This window comes from Pseudomonas brassicacearum, from assembly GCF_000585995.1.
GTDB lineage: Bacteria > Pseudomonadota > Gammaproteobacteria > Pseudomonadales > Pseudomonadaceae > Aquipseudomonas > Aquipseudomonas brassicacearum_A.
The window spans coordinates 3740851-3759310 of record NZ_CP007410.1; the positions used below are offsets into that span (position 1 = coordinate 3740851).

General features: G+C 60.8%; 17 protein-coding genes and 1 pseudogene. 11 read left to right on the forward strand and 7 right to left on the reverse strand.

The window, feature by feature from the left end; all coding sequences use genetic code 11:
• Positions 1 to 12: 12 nt before the first annotated feature.
• Genes CD58_RS15690 through msuE form a run of 3 tightly spaced genes read right to left on the reverse strand, consistent with a single transcriptional unit; the run spans position 13 to position 2881 of the window.
• On the reverse strand, positions 13 to 1167 hold the full coding sequence (locus tag CD58_RS15690) for an AMP-binding protein (protein ID WP_025213945.1): 1155 nt from the start codon (positions 1165 to 1167) through the stop codon (positions 13 to 15).
• Between the two features lie 14 nt (positions 1168 to 1181).
• The gene (sfnG, locus tag CD58_RS15695) at positions 1182 to 2279 is read right to left on the reverse strand and encodes a dimethylsulfone monooxygenase SfnG (RefSeq protein ID WP_025213946.1); all 1098 of its coding nucleotides are present in this window, start codon (positions 2277 to 2279) and stop codon (positions 1182 to 1184) included.
• A 38-nt stretch (positions 2280 to 2317) separates the two neighbouring features.
• Positions 2318 to 2881 carry an FMN reductase gene (msuE, locus tag CD58_RS15700; protein ID WP_025213947.1) on the reverse strand — a complete coding sequence of 188 codons (564 nt, stop codon included), beginning with the start codon at positions 2879 to 2881 and terminating at the stop codon, positions 2318 to 2320.
• A 375-nt stretch (positions 2882 to 3256) separates the two neighbouring features.
• On the opposite strand from msuE, the pseudogene CD58_RS15705 reads away from it, so the two are divergent.
• Positions 3257 to 4501 (forward strand): annotated as a pseudogene (locus tag CD58_RS15705) (acyl-CoA dehydrogenase family protein).
• 132 nt (positions 4502 to 4633) lie between these two features.
• Here the strand turns inward: CD58_RS15705 and CD58_RS15710 are convergent.
• Positions 4634 to 5509, reverse strand: a complete 876-nt coding sequence (locus CD58_RS15710) for a LysR family transcriptional regulator (RefSeq protein WP_025213948.1) — start codon at positions 5507 to 5509, stop codon at positions 4634 to 4636.
• A 120-nt stretch (positions 5510 to 5629) separates the two neighbouring features.
• On the opposite strand from CD58_RS15710, the gene CD58_RS15715 reads away from it, so the two are divergent.
• From CD58_RS15715 to CD58_RS15740, 6 genes are all read left to right on the forward strand, one after another.
• Positions 5630 to 6679 (forward strand): SDR family oxidoreductase, encoded by a 1050-nt coding sequence (locus CD58_RS15715; protein ID WP_025213949.1) that lies wholly within the window; start codon positions 5630 to 5632, stop codon positions 6677 to 6679.
• Between the two features lie 42 nt (positions 6680 to 6721).
• On the forward strand, positions 6722 to 7309 hold the full coding sequence (locus CD58_RS15720) for a histidine phosphatase family protein (RefSeq protein WP_049866960.1): 588 nt from the start codon (positions 6722 to 6724) through the stop codon (positions 7307 to 7309).
• 69 nt (positions 7310 to 7378) lie between these two features.
• A complete protein-coding gene (locus CD58_RS15725) occupies positions 7379 to 8101 on the forward strand; it encodes a CPBP family intramembrane glutamic endopeptidase (protein WP_025213951.1) in 723 nt (240 codons plus the stop codon).
• A 42-nt stretch (positions 8102 to 8143) separates the two neighbouring features.
• The gene (locus tag CD58_RS15730; protein ID WP_025213952.1) at positions 8144 to 8521 is read left to right on the forward strand and encodes a hypothetical protein; all 378 of its coding nucleotides are present in this window, start codon (positions 8144 to 8146) and stop codon (positions 8519 to 8521) included.
• A 21-nt stretch (positions 8522 to 8542) separates the two neighbouring features.
• Positions 8543 to 9055, forward strand: coding sequence for a GNAT family N-acetyltransferase (locus CD58_RS15735; protein ID WP_025213953.1), 513 nt, complete (start codon positions 8543 to 8545; stop codon positions 9053 to 9055).
• 82 nt (positions 9056 to 9137) lie between these two features.
• Entirely contained in the window at positions 9138 to 9590 is a 453-nt protein-coding gene (locus CD58_RS15740) for a thiol-disulfide oxidoreductase DCC family protein (protein ID WP_025213954.1), read from the forward strand.
• Positions 9591 to 9622: 32 nt separating this feature from the next.
• Here CD58_RS15740 and CD58_RS15745 read toward each other — a convergent pair whose 3' ends face one another.
• Together CD58_RS15745 and CD58_RS15750 are read right to left on the reverse strand one after the other, a co-directional pair.
• Positions 9623 to 10750, reverse strand: coding sequence for a saccharopine dehydrogenase NADP-binding domain-containing protein (locus tag CD58_RS15745; protein ID WP_025213955.1), 1128 nt, complete (start codon positions 10748 to 10750; stop codon positions 9623 to 9625).
• Positions 10751 to 11026: 276 nt separating this feature from the next.
• Positions 11027 to 12214 carry a XylR family transcriptional regulator gene (locus CD58_RS15750; RefSeq protein WP_025213956.1) on the reverse strand — a complete coding sequence of 396 codons (1188 nt, stop codon included), beginning with the start codon at positions 12212 to 12214 and terminating at the stop codon, positions 11027 to 11029.
• A 153-nt stretch (positions 12215 to 12367) separates the two neighbouring features.
• Between CD58_RS15750 and xylA the strand changes: the two genes are divergently transcribed.
• The 4 genes from xylA (at position 12368) to CD58_RS15770 (ending at position 17783) form a co-directional block, all read left to right on the forward strand.
• Complete coding sequence (gene xylA / locus CD58_RS15755; protein ID WP_025213957.1) at positions 12368 to 13684, forward strand: xylose isomerase; 1317 nt, start codon at positions 12368 to 12370, stop codon at positions 13682 to 13684.
• 216 nt (positions 13685 to 13900) lie between these two features.
• Positions 13901 to 14902, forward strand: coding sequence for a D-xylose ABC transporter substrate-binding protein (gene xylF, locus CD58_RS15760; RefSeq protein ID WP_025213958.1), 1002 nt, complete (start codon positions 13901 to 13903; stop codon positions 14900 to 14902).
• Between the two features lie 187 nt (positions 14903 to 15089).
• Positions 15090 to 16646: a D-xylose ABC transporter ATP-binding protein gene (gene xylG / locus CD58_RS15765; protein ID WP_025213959.1), complete on the forward strand. Its 1557-nt coding sequence runs from the start codon at positions 15090 to 15092 to the stop codon at positions 16644 to 16646.
• The gene (locus CD58_RS15770) at positions 16647 to 17783 is read left to right on the forward strand and encodes a sugar ABC transporter permease (RefSeq protein WP_025213960.1); all 1137 of its coding nucleotides are present in this window, start codon (positions 16647 to 16649) and stop codon (positions 17781 to 17783) included.
• A gap of 7 nt (positions 17784 to 17790) precedes the next feature.
• On the opposite strand, the gene CD58_RS15775 is transcribed toward CD58_RS15770, so the two are convergent.
• Positions 17791 to 18399, reverse strand: coding sequence for a LysE family translocator (locus CD58_RS15775; protein WP_025213961.1), 609 nt, complete (start codon positions 18397 to 18399; stop codon positions 17791 to 17793).
• Positions 18400 to 18460 lie beyond the last annotated feature (61 nt).

The window sequence follows — 18460 nt, forward strand, 5'->3', positions numbered from 1 at the left end:
GGTCGCCTCCTCTCAGGCCAGTTGCGAATGGCGTTCGAGCCAATCATCGGTGGTTATTTTCGTGGTCATCGTGGGCGCATCCCACTGGGTCGAATCGCGCCAATGGCGGACCTTGATCCCCAAGGCCTCGAAAAATGCCTGGGTGTCGGGCAACAGTGGTTCACCCACCAGCAACGGCACGCGAGTGCGAGAAAATCCCAGGACGTCACACAAGGGCCGTCGAACCAGCCAGTGGCCCAGATGCCGTTGCAACAGGCTCGGATGCGTTGCCAGGGCCCAATCCACTAGCCTGCGCTGGCGACTACCCGCTTCCGGTAAACGTTCCAGCGCATCCCCGTGTAAACGCGCATAGGTTTCCCGCGTCCCGGCCACCAGCGTTGGGCCCAACTCACGTCGGTCGCGATCACGGGTGGCCAGGTTCTCTGGAAAATTCAGGCAAAAACCGGCGATCAGCCAAGGTGCCAACAAGTAGCGGGCCTGGCCGCCAGAGGCGAAAGCCCGGGCTGCCAGCGCTTCTTCCTGCCGTCCCAGCCCTTCGCGCCGGACCAACCGCCGACCTTCCTGCAACAGCTCGGCGTGGCTGATGCGTTGCTGCTCGATGGCCTGGGGGCCCCGGCGGTAGAAGACAAACGCCGTATGGAGCGATCGCGCTTGCGGTGCCAGTTCGGCGGGTGGCGGCTGGGCAACCAATGCCGAGTACTCGAGCATTTGATCGAAAGGTATTGAATCAGAAAGGCCACGCCCGTCGACATAAATCAGCACGCGCGGGATGACCTGGGCATCGCGCAAACGAAGGATCTCCGCTTGTCCTTCGGCCAGTACGAAATCCGGCTGCAACTCACCGAGCAGCGGCGTGGTCGAAGCCTCCAACGGATCGAGCAAACTCGCCACGCCCCCCAGCCACTGCGCAGCCAACGCAGCCAGCAGCGCCTGCGGCCGGGGACGGCTGATGATCGTCAGGGTCGCGCCCACCGAAAAACCGAGGGAGTGCAAGGCGTTCGCCAGGCTATGCACCTCGTCGGCCAGTTGCCGCCAGCTTCGCGTCTGCCAAATACCCAGGTGCTTATGGCGCAGAGCGACGTCCCTGCCATGCCAGTGCGCCTGCTGCTGCAGCCACTGGGGCAGACTGGCCGCAATCTCGTGCGATGTGTCGATGAGCGTGCCCATGATCCCTCCCGCCCTTAAGCGACGGCTGCCGTTCTGGCCGCCACTTTGCGTTGCTCCAGTTCACGCACCAGCGGCAGGACCTTGCGGCCGAAATATTCGACTTCCTCCTGGAAGTGCAGGAAGCCGGCAAGCACCAGGTCGACCCCTACGGCCTTGAGCGCGACGATCCGCTCGGCGATCTGCTGCGGCGTACCGATCAGGTTCGTCTTGAAGCCATCGTTGTACTGCACCAGGTCCTCGAAGCTGGATTTGGCCCAGTTGCCCTCGCCTTCCGGGCTGGACTTGCCGGCCTGTCTAGCCGCATCGCCGAAGGCATTGACCGCTTCGGGATCGGCCTGGTCGATGATCTGGGCCAGCACCGCGCGCGCTTCTTCCTCGGTGTCGCGGGCGATGACAAACGCGTTCACCCCGACCTTGACCTTGTGGTTGTTGGCGGCAGCTTTCGCCTGGATATCGTCGACCTGGGCCTTGATGCCTTCGACCGTATTGCCGTTGGTGAAATACCAGTCGGAAACACGGGCGGCCATGTCCCGCGCCGCACGGGAGCTGCCGCCCTGGAAGATTTCCGGGTGCTGCTGCAACGGCTTTGGCTTGAGGGTGTAGTCATGGAAGCGGTAGAAATCCCCGCGAAAAGTGAAGTTGTCGGTGGTCCAGATGCCCTTGAGCGCCGTGATGAACTCTTCGGAGCGGCGATAGCGCTCATCGTGCTCGAGCCACGGTTCGCCAATGGCGGTGAACTCGCCCTTGAACCAACCCGACACCACGTTGACCGCCACCCGGCCGCCGGTCAGTTGATCGATGGTCGCGATCTGCTTGGCCAGCACCGCAGGCGTCCACGGCCCCGGCAACACCGCCGCGATGACTTTCAAGCGTGTGGTGGCGGCCAGCAAGGCGTGACTGAATGCCACGGACTCGTGCTGGTATTCGGCACCATAACCGGCGGTAAAGCGTACCTGGGACAAGGCATAGTCGAAGCCCGCCGCCTCAGCGATTTGCGCAAGCTTGCGGTTGTAGTCGATTCCCCAATCGGTGCGCTGTTCGATCTTGCTGACCACCAGCCCTCCGCTGACATTGGGCACCCAGTAAGCAAATTTGATCGTGTCCTGGCTCATTGCATGTACTCCACGGCTCGTTGAAATGAAGAGATTGATCAGGCGGCGCTGGCACTGCGCCGGGCGTCCGGGGCAAGGCTCAGCAGCGCTGACTCGACCGCCCGCTCGATGCGTTCCAGCACCTGCGCGCTGGAAACCTGGTAGTGAGTGAAATCGGCTTCAGAGGCATAGACCCCCACCGGCAGACTGAGGGCCTGGAAGAACCCGAACAGCGGCCGCAACTGGTGATCGATGATCAAGGCATGACGATCCGCCCCCCCTGTCGCGGCCAACAGCACCGGTACGTTTTTCAGGGCTTCGTGATGAACGAAATCAAATAGATGCTTGAACAGGCCGGTGTACGACGCCCGATAGACCGGGCTCGCCGCAATCAGCAGATCAGCGCTTTCAATGGCGCGCAGGTCCTCTTGCACGGCGGCAGGCAACGCTTCGCGACGCAGCACGCCGGCGAACTGCGGACCGATCCTGGCCAACTCGATCAAACGCACCTCGATCGGCAGTTGCTGCCCGAGCCTTTCCACCAGTGCCTTGAGCAGGACCAGGGTGCGCGAGGGTTGCTGCACGCTGCCTGACACCGCTACCACTTTGAATTGCTTGCTCATCACTTACCTCATGCCGGTAGACGCCGTCTCAGCGTCCGCACAAGGGTTAGAGCAGCAACCGTGCCACCTTGATATTCCCTTAATAATCAATCAGTTGATAACACAGGCTATTTCCGAGCTGTCGCCCGACAGACAAGCTGTTGGTCCACTGTTGCCTGGCCAACACCTAAGGGCGTCGTTGCCCCGGCCAGCGACTGTTGCCCAGCACACAGCCACGCAACAGATTGTCCGCGGACCGACAGTCCGTTCGTTGATGAGTACTGCGCACACCCAGGTTTTACGGGCCTTCGGCGGCAGGCATGGACCGTGCAATGGCTCCAGGCAACGGCAGGTCTTTGCCCTGCTCGCCCTCTCGTCATAAAAAGGAACATCGCCATGACCGCACAGCAACAACACCTGCCGCCGATCCTGTCCACCGGCACCGACTACCAGGCCTTGGCCGAACGGTTTCGGCCGATCTTTGCGCGCATCCAGGCCGGCGCGCTGGCGCGTGAACAGACCCGCAGCCTGCCCTTCGAACAAGTGAAATGGTTAAAGGAAGCCGGCTTTGGCGCCGTGCGCGTACCGGTCGAATTCGGCGGTGCCGGGGCTTCGCTGCCGCAGCTGCTGCAATTGCTGATCGAGTTGGCCGAAGCCGACTCCAACTTGCCCCAGGCCCTGCGCGGACACTTTGCCTTTGTCGAGGATCGCCTCAACGCCCACGCCAGCAGCGCACAGGACATCTGGTTCAAGCGCTTCGTCGAGGGTGACCTGGTGGGCAATGCCTGGACTGAAATCGGCACCGTGAAAATCGGCGAAGTCGGCACCCGGGTTTCCCGCCAGGGCGATCAATGGGTCGTCAACGGCACCAAGTACTACAGCACCGGCAGTATCTTCGCCGACTGGATCGACCTCTATGCCCAGCGTGACGACAACGGCACCGACGTGATCGCCGCGGTCCATGTGCACCAGCCGGGCGTCAAGCAAAGCGACGATTGGGACGGTTTCGGCCAACGCACCACGGGCAGCGGGACGTCGGTGTTCGAGAATGCCGTGGTCGAGGCAGAAAACCTCATCGACTTCGCCACCCGCTTCAAGTACCAGACGGCGTTCTATCAACTGGTCCTGCTGGCCGTACTGACCGGCTCCGGCCGCGCGGCCGTACGCGACATCACCGAGCAGGTGAACAAGCGCACGCGGATCTTCAGCACCGGCAACGCCAGCCAAGTGAGCCAGGACGTACAAGTGCAGCAAGTAGTCGGCAAGGCCTCGGCCTAGGTCTACGCCGCCGAAGCCACCGCCCTGCGTGCGGCGGGCGCCTCGCAACGCGCCTACGAAAGCCGCTTCGGCCGCAACGCCGAGACCGAGCACACCGCCAACATCGCCGCCGAACTGGAATCCGCCCAGGCCCAAGTAGTGATCTCAGACCTGGTGCTGCGCGCCACCAGTGATCTGTTCAATGCCCTTGGCGCGTCTGCCACCAGCACCAGCAAGGCCCTCGACCGCCACTGGCGCAATGCCCGCACCGCCGCCTCGCACAACCCGCTGATCTACAAGGAGCGCATCATTGGCGACTGGGAAATCAATGGCACCGAGCCGCCGTATGTCTGGCAGATTGGTGGAGGGTCGAAGCAAGGATAAGGGCTGAATCTGCAAGGTAGATCATTGAGGCTTGGTTGATTCATGGTGGCGAGGGGGCTTGCTCGCGCTGGGTTGTGCTCGCGAAGGGGGCTGCTGCGCAGCCCAGCGGGAGCAAGCTCCCTCGCCACGGGGTTATCTGCTGTCCATGGAAACGGCTTCGATCAGCACCTGTTCCAGGATGGCAAAAAAACATTTGATGTGGGCCTGTTTCAATGCCTGCGGCCGGGTCACCAGATAAACCTCCATGTCTGGAAGTTCGATCTGCGGGAACACCTCGACCAGGTCCTTCGCCAAAATACGCGGCAACACGCCCACGCCCATGCCACGCCGCACCGATTCAAGCTGTACGGTGAAAGAATTCACGCTGATCTGCGCCCGCTCCAGGCCCGCGGCTTTGGCCGCACGCATTTGCGGCAACATGTCCAACGGCGGAAGCAGGGCAATGTTGCCCGCACTGGCCAGCGTCATGCCGGGGAACCGCTCCAGGTAACTGGCAGTGGCGAAGACACCGTAGGCGAACCTGCCGATGAGCCGATAAATCAGCGACGGTTCGCCCAGGTGAGCTGTGCGTACCGCAATGTCTGCCGCCCCGCGGACGATCTTGTGGAAGTCAGCCGTTGCCAGCAACTCCACCGAGCATTGCGGGTGCAGCGAGGTGAAGCGACTGGCAGCCTCCAGCACACTGGAAGAAAACCCCTCTCCAGCGCTGACCATGACATTGCCTGATAGCTCGGTGTGCGGCTCAGACATGCTTGTAACGGTCTGGCGCCTCAAGCCCGCCTCCGCAGCCAGGGCAACCTCCTGCAATGATTGGCCGCGTGGGGTCAACCGGCACCCTTCAACGCCCCGCTCCACGAGTGGCTCGCCCAGGGCCCGCTCAAGTTGGGTCAAACGACGGGACACCGTGGACGGCGCTACACCCAGCAACTGCCCGGCCTGAAGAAAACTGCCACGCCGCGACACCGCCAACAGCAGACGAAGATCATCCCAATTTGCTTGCAACGCCATGCGTCATCCCTTCCCTTGGTTTGCATATATGCAAAGCCATTATGCAGTAGGCGCTGTTTTTCGCGAGGAGCCTGGTCGGTATATCTACACGCCCTCGAAACAACTGGAAGAATTTGAACCATGTACAGCGTCTTCGTCACGGGTGCCACGGGCTTGCTGGGCAACAACCTGGTGCGGGAATTGATCGCTCGGGGCTACGCGGTCAAAGCCCTGGTTCGATCAAGGGCCAAAGGAGAACTGCAGTTCGGCAACCTGCCGCGTGTAGAACTGGTCGTCGGGGACATGGCCAATGTCGAGGCATTTGCAGCGGCGTTGCACGGCTGCGATACGGTGTTTCATACCGCGGCGTTCTTTCGCGACAACTACAAGGGCGGCAGCCACTGGAAAAAGCTCGAAAAGATCAATGTCATCGGTACACGGGAGCTGATTCACCAGGCTTTCCGTGCCGGCATCCGACGCTTCATCCATACCTCATCCATCGCCGTGCTCGACGGGGCGCCCGGTACGTCCATCGACGAAACCTGTTTGCGGGCCGAGGCCGACGCCGATGACTACTACCGCAGCAAAATCCTCGCCGACCGCGTCATCTTGTCGTTTCTGGAAGAACATCCTGAAATGCATGCCTGCATGGTCCTGCCTGGGTGGATGTGGGGTCCCGCCGACATTGGCCCAACGTCCTCGGGACAATTGGTCAACGATGTCGTGAACGGTAAGTTGCCTGGGCTGATCCCCGGCAGTTTTTCCGTGGTCGATGCCCGCGATGTAGCATTGGCACAGATTGCCGCTGCCGATCATGGACGCCGAGGTGAACGCTATCTCGCGGCGGGCCGGCATCTGACCATGGCCGAGCTGGTGCCTGTCCTTGGCCGCATAGCCGGCGTCAAGACACCTGCTCGACAAGTGCCCCTGCCTCTTCTATACACCTTGGCAGCTGTGCAAGAACTCTATGCACGTATGACCCGCAAACCGATTCTGCTGAGCATGGCCACCTTGCGCCTGCTGGTACGAGAAGAAGGTCGCACCCGTTTCAATCACAGCAAAAGTGAACAAGAGCTCGGCGTGCGTTTCCGAACGCTGGAGCGCACCATTACCGACACCGTGACGTGGTACCGCGATCACGATTGGTTTGAAAACCACAGGGCGTTTGCCTCACAAAGAAAACGCACCTAGCACAAGGACGTCAAAAAGACCGTGCCCAGAGAAATAATCCTGATGCGTCACGGCCAGCCAAAACTGGTCGAGACCGATAAAGTGTCAGCGCTCGATATGAAAGACTGGATCGAACACTACGACCGGTCCGAAATTACCCACCACCCCGCGCCGCACGCCAGCCAGCAACTGGCCGCCACCGCCACGGTGATCGTTTCAAGCAGCGCGCCCCGCGCGCTGGCTTCCGCCCAGGCTCTTGGCCTGGAACCCAGCGTCATCGATACGCTTTTCTGTGAAGCGCAACTGCCTTATGGCCGCTGGAAACGGCCCAGGCTCTCGCCTTTTACCTGGGCGTTTATCCTCCGGGTCTTATGGTTATGCGGTTACTCACGCCGGGTTGAATCCGCGTCTGCTGCGAGGGTGCGCGCCAACCGGGCCGCTCAACGCCTGCTGGCACTTGCCGACAATGGCCCGGTCCTGCTGCTGGGGCATGGCTGGATGAATCGAATGATCGCCAAGCAATTGGAGGCCGAGGGGTGGACTCGGCAAAAGCGTAGCGGCAGCCAGTATTGGAGTGCGATGGTTTATCAAGACAGCGGCCAACGTTCAGCGTCCAGAACAAATCTGCCGACTTTTCCACAAAGCCTGTAGGAACCCATACCCGGCGCTCAAAAACACTGGCACCATGCCCTTTTTCTACTTCGCACTCATGGAGTGACTGTGACGAATCTAAGTGCCGCTCCTGAGTTCACACCTGTGCCAACCTTCGAGAGTTACCGGTTCTTTCGCCGGGTCGGGATGTTCGTGCTGGCCGCCTTGTTGTTTTTCCTGGCCGCCATACCCAGCGTGCTCTTCCTCCCTGCCGAGCTGCATTCATACCTATCGTTCGCCTCCACCGCGGGTATCGCTGCGCTCCTGCTGGTCGCCCTTTTTGCCTGGCAATACCGTGCTGATGCGGGCAGCCAATTGCGCGGCGACTCCATCAAGTTCCTGAAGGTTGGCGCGCTCGCCATCATCGCGTCCTACCTGCTTTGCGGGGTCGCCATTTTCGTGCTCGGGCTGCCTCAAGAGGCGTTCATGGCCGAGCTCCTGACAGGTCTCACCGGTTGGCAAGGCGCGATCAAGATCGCTTCGTTGATCCTGTTTCCACCCATCACCGAGGAGCTGTTTTTCCGCCACTACCTGCTGCGTCTGTTTCCCTATGAAAACAGCCCTGCCTGGAAATGGATCGCGATCATCGCGACATCGGCAATCTTCGCCGGCATTCACATCCAATATGGTAACTGGACAACCGTCGTGCTGATCTTTGCATGTGGGTGCATATTCGCCATCGCGCGAATCGCCAGCGGCGGCCTGCTGGTTCCGATACTGCTGCATTCGCTGGCTGAGATTGTCGCGCTGAGCAGCGACTGGTCTTTTCGCCTGATGGGGCTTTACAGTTGATCGATGCCATTCACGGCTGACTATTTCCAGGCAAGGGCAATGATGAAGATCCGAGCAATGGCTTACGTCCTGTTTGCGTTGACGCTTCCGATGCTGTGCACGCCAGTCCAAGCGGCAACGTGGCAGATTTGCCGCATGGAGCTTCGTATCCTTGAGGTACTGAAACAACCCTACCCGCAGCTACAGGCGCGGATCGAGAAAGTCAGTTCGACCTCTGCTACGGCAGAATGCCCGGAGGAAGGGACAACGATGACGTTCACTCCGGAAACGCCTGATTACCAATCCACCCTTCCGCGCCGGCAATGGCCCAAGAAGGGGCAGTCAGTACAGGTCAATTACCAATATCTGGATGGTATGTGCAAGGGCGATGGCAACAGCTATGCGTGTCGTATCAAGCACTACCCGTTAGTGGGTCAATAAATCGGAAAAGAGAGCGATCTTATGAAGCCCATCAGCATTCGTACCCTGCACAAGACTGATACTGAGGCGCTGCTGGCTTTCGAGCTGGACAACCGCGAATGGTTCGAACGCCACATCGACCCTCGCGATTCTGCTTTTTACTCGGTGCAGGGTGTCAGTGACCACATCACGACGTATCTGGCTGATTTCGCCGCCGGTACCTGGCACCCGTTTGTCATCGAAGATCCTGACGGAAAGATAATCGGTCGAGCAAACCTCAAAGGTATCGACATGGCCGAGCGGTCAGCGGAAGTTGGCTATCGGATTGCCCAAGACGCTTGCGGACAGGGGCTGGCAACGCTGGCAGTGCAGCATCTGATCCAAGAGGCCCAGGTGCGTTGGAACCTTAAACGATTGGTGGCCAACGTCTACGCTGAAAATATCGGCTCGGCCAAGGTACTCAAGCGGTGTGGTTTCTTGATCGAGCAATTATCGCTGCACGAAGGGACAGAGCGCGATTATCGGTTTGGCCTTTCGATAGGCCAATACGAATAATCCAAGCGCTGCGCCCGGCTTAGCCGATTCCCGAACAACCGGGTATGATCCGAATCATCAGGTGCCTATTGGACCCACGTTGATGCCAGCCTCCCAAATCCGTCCCTCTCCCGCACCATTACTCAAGCCAGGCGAGACGGTGGTCCTGTTCGACGGTGTGTGCAAACTGTGCAATGGCTGGGCAAGGTTCCTGATCCGCCATGACCACGACCGACGCGTGCGGTTGGCCGCCGTACAGTCGCCCGAGGGTCAGGCGCTACTGGCCTGGGCAGGCTTGCCCCTGGATCAATTCGACACCATGGCGGTGATTCGCGACCGGCATTATTGGGTGCGCTCGGATGCATTTTTCGAAGTCGCCGCCCAACTGCCCGCCCGCTGGCTACCGGTGAAGCTTTTACGCATTTTCCCCCGAGCGCTTCGGGATTGGGCCTACGATCGCATTGCGCTGAATCGCTATCGACTCTTCGGAAAATACGACACGTGCCTTCTGCCGGACCCAGATCATGAGCGGCGTTTTTTGAAGGCGCCCCTCTGACCGCCCTCCTACCCCAATAGCCCAACCAATGGTCAGCGCTGCTCGTCAGAAAAGTGCACGGACAGGCTCAGGTTTTCCGGATCGTTGATGGCGGTCAGGTATTCATCGACGGTGATTTCGCCTACGCACGCCCGGGCGCCAGGTTCGGGCAAGTACCCTTGGGCGAGTTTTGCAGCCAAGGCAACGGCGGCGCAGCTCGGGATTTCCGGGCCCTTGTCATTCGTCGCCGTGAGCTGCGCCGTCATGAACAGGGGTTTTCCTTCCAGCCCGATGCCCTGGACATCGATGTACATCGCGCTTTTACCATCGCCGAATCGCTCGAACCAGAGCCCCCAGCGATGAAGTCTTGCGGCCCAAGGGGCATGGTCACGCACCAGCCCGACCTTGATTGCCTGGGCCAGCAGGTAGTTGGCGACACCGCCAAGCTTCAGGCCTGCGCCCGCCTTGAAGCTCAGGGTATGGGCGCCATAGCGGCCGGCGAAGATATCCAGGTCCGGTACATCGACATTGGCCAAGACTCGAGAGCCCATGGACTGCATGTTGCGAAGCGTCAGGTCCTGCCAGCCCAACACTTCATGCACGTGGCCGTCCTTGAGTTGCTTGATCGGTTTGCCCGCGTAGGCAAGAACGCCTTCGACGGTGGACAGCCCGGGCATCTTGGCCGACGAGGAAATACCATGTTCGATCGAGTCGATGCGCTGGAAGCGATGGCGCTGCTGATCGATGATCGCCGCCGATAGCGTCGGCACCGAACTGCAGCCACTGAGGATCGCCACACCCGCCTGCCTTGCCCGGGCATCGAGTACACCAATGCCAGAGACAAAAGCCCTGGAGTCGGACAGGTCGCAGTAGCTCACGCCCGCCTCGATGCAGCTCTCGGCGACGGCATAGGATTGCCCCTGGAACGGCCCGCCGGTGTGGATGACCAGCTGGATGTTCATCGAGCCCAGGACAGACTTGAATCCAGGGCCCATGGCGTCGCCGCACCAACTTTCACACACGTTGCCCGATTGGGTTTTCAACTCATCGACTTTGCCCTGCAACTTGTGGGGGGCGCGCCCCGAGATCACCAGGTCCACGCCTGGCATCACCGCCAGATGTCGGCAAACGATACTGCCGAAGTTTCCATATCCGCCGATCACCAACACTCTGAACGCCATTCAACTCTTTCCCTACAATTCGATCATGCAACCTGCTCATCCGAGACAGGCCTTGGATCCTTCACTGCGTTTATGCAGTTCACTTGAAGAACATACAGAACCTGTGGCGAGGGAGCTTGCTCCCGCTGGGCTGCGAAGCGGCCCCAAACCAGTCACCGCGTTTCACCAGAGACACCGCATTTACCGGTTTTACGACGGCTGCGCCGCCGAGCGGGAGCAAGCTCCCTCGCCACAGGGGCAGTGCCACTTAAACAAGCGCAAGCCGGCCATAGCGGCTCAACGAACCGCTGCACCAGCCCCCTGCTGATACTCCCTCGGCGTACAGCCGAACTCCCGCCGAAACACCGTGTGCAGGTACTGCGCCGATTTGAAGCCGCAATTCTGGGCGATGTCGGCAATCGGCGCAGCGGTATTTTCCAGGCCATTGGCGGCGGCGGCCAGTTTGAAGCGCAGGATCTCGTCGTGAACGCTGCAGCCGCGCGCCTTGCGAAAGTGCGATTCCAGCGATGAGCGCGACACGCCCACATACGCCGCCACTTGGGCGGTCTTGATGCCCTGGCAGGCGTATTGGCGGATGAAGAGCAATGCCTGCATGACATAGGGATTGCCCAACGGTTGATGCAGGCTCGAAACCTGTACGTTGATCGCATCCGGCGGCACCAGGATCTGCGTGCCCGTGGACGGCATGCCGTGCAGCATCTGGTGGAGCAGGCGCGCGGCGGTCCGGCCCATGGTTTCGGTGCCCTGGATCACCGAGCTCAGCGGCACCCGCGTCAGGCTGCGGGTCAGCGGGTCGTTGTCGATGCCGATCAAGGCCACTTGCTCCGGCACGGCGATCCCGGCGGTCAGGCAGGCTTGCAGCAGTTGTCGGGCGCGGGCGTCGCTGACGGCGATGATGCCGATGGGTTTGGGCAGGCTTTGCAGCCAGGCGATCTGCTGTTCGACGGCGCTGTCCCAGAGCGGTGCGCTGGTGCCCATGCCGCGATAGACCTCGACGTGCAAGCCATCGCGTTGCAACAGCCGGCGAAAGGCTTTTTCCCGCTCCTGAGCCCAACGATTGGCTTGCGCTTCCGGCAGGCTGAAACAGGCAAAGCGCGTCAGCCCGGCTTCGATCAAATGCTCGTACGCCAACTTCATCAGCGCGTCATTGTCAGTGGCGACATAGGGAATGCCCTTCGGATAGGCGCGTTCATCCTGATAGGAGCCGCCCACCGCCACGACCGGCAGCTTGATTCCGGCCAACGCCTCGCCAATCAGCGGGTCGTCGAAGTCGGCGATGATCCCGTCGCCCTGCCAGCGCTCGATGCCTTTCAAGCGACAGAGAAAATCCTCCTCAAGGAACAAGTCCCAGGACGCACGGGTGCTGCTCAGATAGTTGCCGATGCCACTGATGATGCCGCGGTCGTAGATCTTGCTGCCGTTGAACAACAGGGCAATGCGGTGGACGGGCGGGACGGTTTTCATTGGTTTTACCCTAGGCCAGTGAAGACAGACTAGGCCTCGGAACGTCGAATCTCAATACTCAAAATCGAACTGCCTGTTGGTGATTTTCATAATCAGCAGCCACAGGGCCGGCGTTAGTATCGAGACACCGCCAAGAACAATAAGGAAATCGCCATGCCGTACTTCCCCGGTGTCGACAAGATTCGCTACGAAGGGGCGGCCAGTGCCTCGTCCCTTGCCTTCCGCCACTACGACGCCGACAAGCTCATCCTCGGCAAACCCATGCGCGAGCACCTGCGCATGGCGGTCTGCTACTGGCATACCTTCGTCTGGCCGGGGTCCGATGTGTTCGGCGCCGGCACCTTCAAGCGCCCGTGGCAGCGCACCGGGGATCCCATGGAATTGGCCATCGGCAAGGCCGAAGCGGCCTTCGAGTTCTTTTCCAAGCTGGGCATCGACTATTACTGCTTCCACGACACCGATGTCGCCCCCGAGGGCAACTCGTTGAAGGAGTATCGCAACCACTTCGCGCAGATGGTCGATCAGCTGGAACGCCATCAGGAACAGACCGGCGTCAAGCTGCTGTGGGGCACCGCCAACTGCTTCAGCAACCCGCGCTTTGCCGCTGGTGCCGCCAGCAACCCGGACCCGCAAGTATTCGCCTGCGCCGCCGCCCAGGTGTTCAGCGCCATGAACGCCACCCAACGCCTCAAGGGCTCCAACTACGTGCTGTGGGGCGGTCGTGAAGGTTACGAAACCCTGCTCAACACAGACCTCAAGCGCGAGCGCGAACAACTGGGCCGCTTCATGGCCATGGTGGTCGAGCACAAGCACAAGATCGGCTTCAAGGGTGATTTGCTGATCGAGCCCAAGCCGCAGGAGCCGACCAAGCACCAATACGATTACGACAGCGCGACGGTGTTCGGCTTCCTGCAACAGTACGGCCTGGAAAAAGAAATCAAGGTCAACATCGAGGCCAACCACGCGACCCTGGCCGGGCACAGCTTCCACCACGAGATCGCCACGGCCGTCTCATTGGGGATTTTCGGCAGCATCGACGCTAACCGTGGCGACCCGCAGAACGGCTGGGACACCGACCAGTTCCCCAACAGCGTCGAAGAAATGACCCTGGCCACCTACGAGATTCTCAAAGCCGGCGGTTTCACCAACGGCGGGTTCAACTTCGACTCCAAGGTCCGGCGCCAGAGCGTGGACGACGTCGACCTGTTCCACGGCCACATCGCCGCCATGGACGTCCTCGCCCTGGCTCTGGAGCGCGCGGCGGCCATGGTGCAGAACGATCAACTCCAGCAATTCAAGGATCAACGCTACGCCGGTTGGCAGCAACCGTTCGGCCAAGCGGTATTGGCCGGTGAGTTCAGCCTCGCCTCACTGGCCGAGCATGCCTTCGCCAACGAGTTGAACCCGCAAGCCGTCAGCGGTCGGCAGGAGATGCTCGAGAACGTGGTCAACCGGTTTATCTATCCCTGACAATAGACTGAGCTGTGGCGAGGGGATTTATCCCCGTTGGGCTGCGAAGCAGCCCCGCGGAAAAAACAACCTTGATTTATCCGATTCGCCAAAGTGGTTGTTACATTCTCGCGACAAATCTCTGCCCACAGCGCTCGGCGACTCTCTACAGTTCTATCCGCACCACGCTCATCGTCAGGCAGTGTCTTTCAAACAACAATAAAAGGACGCACCACCATGAAAACATTCAAACGCACGTTACTCGCTGGCGCCCTCGCCCTGCTCTCGCTTCCGGTCATGGCCGATGCGGCGCACCCGAAAATTGGCTTTTCCATCGACGACCTGCGTCTGGAACGCTGGTCGCGGGACCGTGACTACTTCGTCGCGGCGGCGGAAAAACTCGACGCCAAGGTCTTCGTCCAGTCGGCCGATGCCAACGAGCAGAAGCAGATCTCGCAGATCGAAAACCTGATCTCCCGTGGCGTCGATGTGATCGTCATCGTGCCGTTCAACGCCACCGTGCTGACCAACGCCGTCGCCGAAGCCAAGAAAGCCGGGATCAAGGTCGTGTCTTATGACCGACTGATCCTCAACGCCGACATCGACGCCTACATTTCCTTCGATAACGAAAAAGTCGGCGAGATGCAGGCCAGCGGCGTGCTCAAGGCCGCGCCGAAGGGCAATTACTTTTTGCTCGGTGGCGCCCCTACGGACAACAACGCCAAGGTCCTGCGCGAAGGCCAGATGAAAGTGCTGCAACCGGCCATCGACAAGGGTGATATCAAGATCGTCGGCCAGCAGTGGGTGAAGGAATGGAACCCCACCGAAGCCCTGAGCATCGTGGAAAACGCCCTGACCCGGAACAACAACAAGATCGATGGCATCGTCGCCTCCAACGACGCCACCGCCGGCGGCGCAATCCAGGCCCTGGCCGCACAGAAAATGGCCGGCAAGGTGCCAATCTCGGGCCAGGATGCCGACCTGGCAGCGGTCAAGCGGGTGATCGATGGCACCCAGACCATGACCGTCTACAAGCCGCTGAAACTGATCGCCTCGGAAGCCGCCAAGCTCTCGGTACAACTGGCGCGCAACGAAAAACCCACCTTCAGCTCGCAATACGACAATGGCAGCAAAAAAGTCGACACCATCCTGCTCACGCCAACTCCGCTGACCAAGGACAACATCGACCTGCTGGAAAAGGACGGGTTCTATACCAAGGCGCAGATCGCCGGGCAGTGACCTCTGTGGGAGCGGGCTTGCTCGCGAAAGCGGTGTATCAGCCTGCATTGATGTGGACTGACCCACCGCATTCGCGAGCAAGCCCGCTCCCACAAGGACTTTGCTTAACTCTGGAATCTAGGGTGAGTCCGGCCCGAGGGCTGTCCTCACCTGCTTGCGTGTGAGCCCTTTTTCACGAGCCTTCGCCATGTCCGACTACCTGCTGCAAATGAACGGCATCGTCAAAACCTTTGGCGGTGTCAAAGCCCTGAACGGCATCGACATCAAGGTCAGGCCGGGGGAATGCGTCGGCCTGTGCGGTGAGAACGGCGCGGGCAAATCCACCCTGATGAAAGTCCTCTCGGCGGTCTATCCCTACGGCACCTGGGAGGGTGAAATCCTCTGGGACGGCCAGCCACTCAAAGCGCAGTCCATCAGCGAAACCGAAGCCGCCGGGATCGTCATCATTCACCAGGAACTGACCCTCGTCCCCGACCTGTCGGTGGCGGAAAACATCTTCATGGGCCATGAGCTGACACTGCCCGGCGGACGCATGAACTACCCGGCGATGATCCACCGTGCCGAAGCGCTGATGCGTGAGCTCAAGGTGCCGGACATGAACGTCTCGCTGCCGGTTTCGCAGTACGGCGGTGGCTACCAGCAGCTGGTAGAAATCGCCAAGGCGTTGAACAAACAGGCGCGGCTGCTGATTCTCGACGAGCCCTCCTCGGCCCTGACCCGCTCGGAAATCGAGGTGCTGCTGGACATCATCCGCGACCTCAAGGCCAAGGGCGTTGCCTGCGTGTACATCTCCCACAAACTCGATGAAGTGGCCGCCGTGTGCGACACCATTTCGGTGATCCGCGACGGCAAACACATCGCCACCACCGCCATGACCGACATGGACATCCCGAAGATCATCACCCAAATGGTCGGACGGGAAATGAGCAACCTCTACCCCACCGAACCCCATGACATCGGCGAGGTGATTTTCGAGGCCCGCCACGTCACCTGCTACGACGTCGACAACCCCAGGCGCAAACGGGTCGATGATATTTCCTTCGTCCTCAAGCGCGGGGAAATCCTGGGCATCGCCGGGCTGGTCGGCGCCGGTCGTACGGAACTGGTGTCGGCGTTGTTCGGCGCCTACCCCGGTCGCTACGAGGGCGAAGTCTGGCTGGAAGGCAAGCAGATCGACACGCGCACGCCCCTCAAGTCGATCCGCGCCGGCCTGTGCATGGTCCCCGAAGACCGCAAGCGCCAAGGCATCATCCCGGACCTGGGCGTGGGCCAGAACATCACCCTGGCCGTGCTGGATAACTATTCGAAAATGACCCGCATCGACGCCGAAGCCGAACTGGGCAGCATCGACAAGGAAATCTCGCGCATGCACCTCAAGACCGCGAGCCCGTTCCTGCCGATCACCAGCCTGTCCGGTGGTAACCAGCAAAAGGCCGTGCTGGCGAAGATGCTGCTGACCAAACCCCGCGTGTTGATTCTCGACGAGCCGACCCGCGGCGTGGACGTCGGCGCCAAGTATGAAATCTACAAGCTGATGGGCGCGCTGGCGGCCGAAGGCGTGTCGATCATCATGGTGTCCTCGGAGCTGGCCGAGGTGCTGGGGGTCTCCGACCGCGTCCTGGTGATCGGCGACGGCCAGTTGCGCGGCGATTTCATCAACCACGAACTCACCCAGGAACAAGTACTCGCCGCCGCACTCAGCCATCCCGATGGCCATAACAATAATGATCGGAAGTCCGCGTAGATGAATCAGGTCAAACAGCTCTTTTCCCGCTACAAAATGCTCGCCCTGGTGATCGCCGTGGCAATCATCTGGCTGTTCTTCAGTTGGCAGACCGACGGCGGGTTCGTGACCCCGCGCAACCTCTCCAACCTGCTGCGGCAGATGTCCATTACCGGGATTCTTGCCTGCGGCATGGTGCTGGTGATCATCAGCGGCGAGATCGACCTGTCGGTGGGCTCATTGCTTGGGCTGCTCGGCGGCCTGGCGGCGATTCTCGACGTGGTCTATCACATCCCGCTGTTGGCGAACCTGAGCCTGGTGGCCTTGTGCGGTTTGGTGATTGGCCTGGGCAACGGCTACATGACCGCCTACCTGCGCATCCCCTCGTTCATTGTCGGCCTGGGCGGCATGCTCGCCTTTCGCGGGATCCTGCTGGGGGTGACCGGCGGCACCACCATTGCCCCGGTGTCGCCGGAACTGGTCTACGTCGGCCAGGGTTACTTGCCGCACACGGTGGGAACCGGGCTCGGCATCCTGCTGTTCGCCCTGACCCTGTTCCTGACCTGGAAACAGCGGCGCAATCGAGCTCTGCATGGCCTGACGGCGCACTCACTGGTGCGTGACGTATTGCGCGTGGTGCTGATCGGCGCGGTGCTGGCCGGGTTCGTCTACACCCTCAACAGCTACGACGGCATCCCGGTGCCGGTGCTGCTTCTGCTGATTTTGCTGGGCGTGTTCAGCTACGTCACCAGCCAGACTGTGTTCGGCCGGCGGGTCTACTCGGTGGGCAGCAACATGGAGGCCACGCGCCTGTCGGGCATCAACGTGCAGGCAGTCAAGCTGTGGATCTTCGGCATCATGGGCGTGATGTGCGCCCTCGCCGGCATGGTCAACACCGCGCGCCTGGCCGCCGGTTCACCCTCGGCCGGCAACATGGGCGAACTCGACGCCATCGCCGCCTGCTTCATCGGCGGCACCTCCATGCGCGGCGGTTCCGGCACGGTCTACGGCGCCCTCCTCGGCGCGCTGGTCATCACCAGCCTGGACAACGGCATGTCCATGCTCGACGTGGACAGCTACTGGCAGATGATCGTCAAGGGCAGCATCCTGGTGCTGGCGGTGTGGGTGGATGTGAGTACGCGCACGGGGCGGCGATGAACTGTCGTCACTTGCTGGCAGAGGCCATCAACACGCCAAAACCCAGGAAAGTAATGCCCGACAGTTTGCCGACGATCCTCGCCCCCTGGCTCGATGAGAGCCAGCCCCTGGCCCCATTCGCCATCAGCGCATAGCCGCAATGGATGAGTACGACCAGCCCGGCGTAGGACGACACCAACAAGAAAAACTGGCTGTAGTAATGACCCGCCGGCTTGATGAACTGGGGAAAGACGGCAAGAAAGAAAAATCCTGCCTTGGGGTTGAGCAACTGAATTGACAACGCCTCGACGAATCGCCGCCAGGGACGCGGCGAAGTGACGGTGAGTTCGGGAATGAAGCGCTGGGTACGCCACATCTTGATCCCCAGGTACAACAGATACAGGGCCCCGATGTATTTGAGCACCGTGAAGGCCGTCGCCGAGGCGGCCAGGATCAACCCGAGGCTGCTGGCGCAGAGCCCTGCAACGATAAACGCGCCTGAGGCGATGCCACAAATGCCGGGCAACGAACCGCTCCAGCCGTGACGCAGGGCATTGGAAATCGTCAGTACCACGCCAGGGCCTGGGCTGAGCACCGTCAGGGTCGCCAGAAGCAGGAAAAGTCCATAACCGGCCATGAATCACTCCACGTTGAAGGGCGCATTGATACGGCCTTCAGCTTGGCGTGACGCTGCAACG

Coding starts and splice junctions, on each gene's coding strand:
- msuE (WP_025213947.1), bottom strand. CDS start 2,881: ATGAGCAAGCAATTCAAAGTGGTAGCGGTGTCAGGCAGCGTGCAGCAA.
- CD58_RS15720 (WP_049866960.1), top strand. CDS start 6,722: ATGCGTCACGGCCAGCCAAAACTGGTCGAGACCGATAAAGTGTCAGCG.
- CD58_RS15750 (WP_025213956.1), bottom strand. CDS start 12,214: ATGAAAACCGTCCCGCCCGTCCACCGCATTGCCCTGTTGTTCAACGGC.
- CD58_RS15735 (WP_025213953.1), top strand. CDS start 8,543: ATGAAGCCCATCAGCATTCGTACCCTGCACAAGACTGATACTGAGGCG.
- CD58_RS15730 (WP_025213952.1), top strand. CDS start 8,144: ATGAAGATCCGAGCAATGGCTTACGTCCTGTTTGCGTTGACGCTTCCG.
- CD58_RS15715 (WP_025213949.1), top strand. CDS start 5,630: ATGTACAGCGTCTTCGTCACGGGTGCCACGGGCTTGCTGGGCAACAAC.
- xylF (WP_025213958.1), top strand. CDS start 13,901: ATGAAAACATTCAAACGCACGTTACTCGCTGGCGCCCTCGCCCTGCTC.
- CD58_RS15740 (WP_025213954.1), top strand. CDS start 9,138: ATGCCAGCCTCCCAAATCCGTCCCTCTCCCGCACCATTACTCAAGCCA.
- CD58_RS15710 (WP_025213948.1), bottom strand. CDS start 5,509: ATGGCGTTGCAAGCAAATTGGGATGATCTTCGTCTGCTGTTGGCGGTG.
- CD58_RS15775 (WP_025213961.1), bottom strand. CDS start 18,399: ATGGCCGGTTATGGACTTTTCCTGCTTCTGGCGACCCTGACGGTGCTC.
- CD58_RS15690 (WP_025213945.1), bottom strand. CDS start 1,167: ATGGGCACGCTCATCGACACATCGCACGAGATTGCGGCCAGTCTGCCC.
- xylA (WP_025213957.1), top strand. CDS start 12,368: ATGCCGTACTTCCCCGGTGTCGACAAGATTCGCTACGAAGGGGCGGCC.
- CD58_RS15745 (WP_025213955.1), bottom strand. CDS start 10,750: ATGGCGTTCAGAGTGTTGGTGATCGGCGGATATGGAAACTTCGGCAGT.
- xylG (WP_025213959.1), top strand. CDS start 15,090: ATGTCCGACTACCTGCTGCAAATGAACGGCATCGTCAAAACCTTTGGC.
- sfnG (WP_025213946.1), bottom strand. CDS start 2,279: ATGAGCCAGGACACGATCAAATTTGCTTACTGGGTGCCCAATGTCAGC.
- CD58_RS15770 (WP_025213960.1), top strand. CDS start 16,647: ATGAATCAGGTCAAACAGCTCTTTTCCCGCTACAAAATGCTCGCCCTG.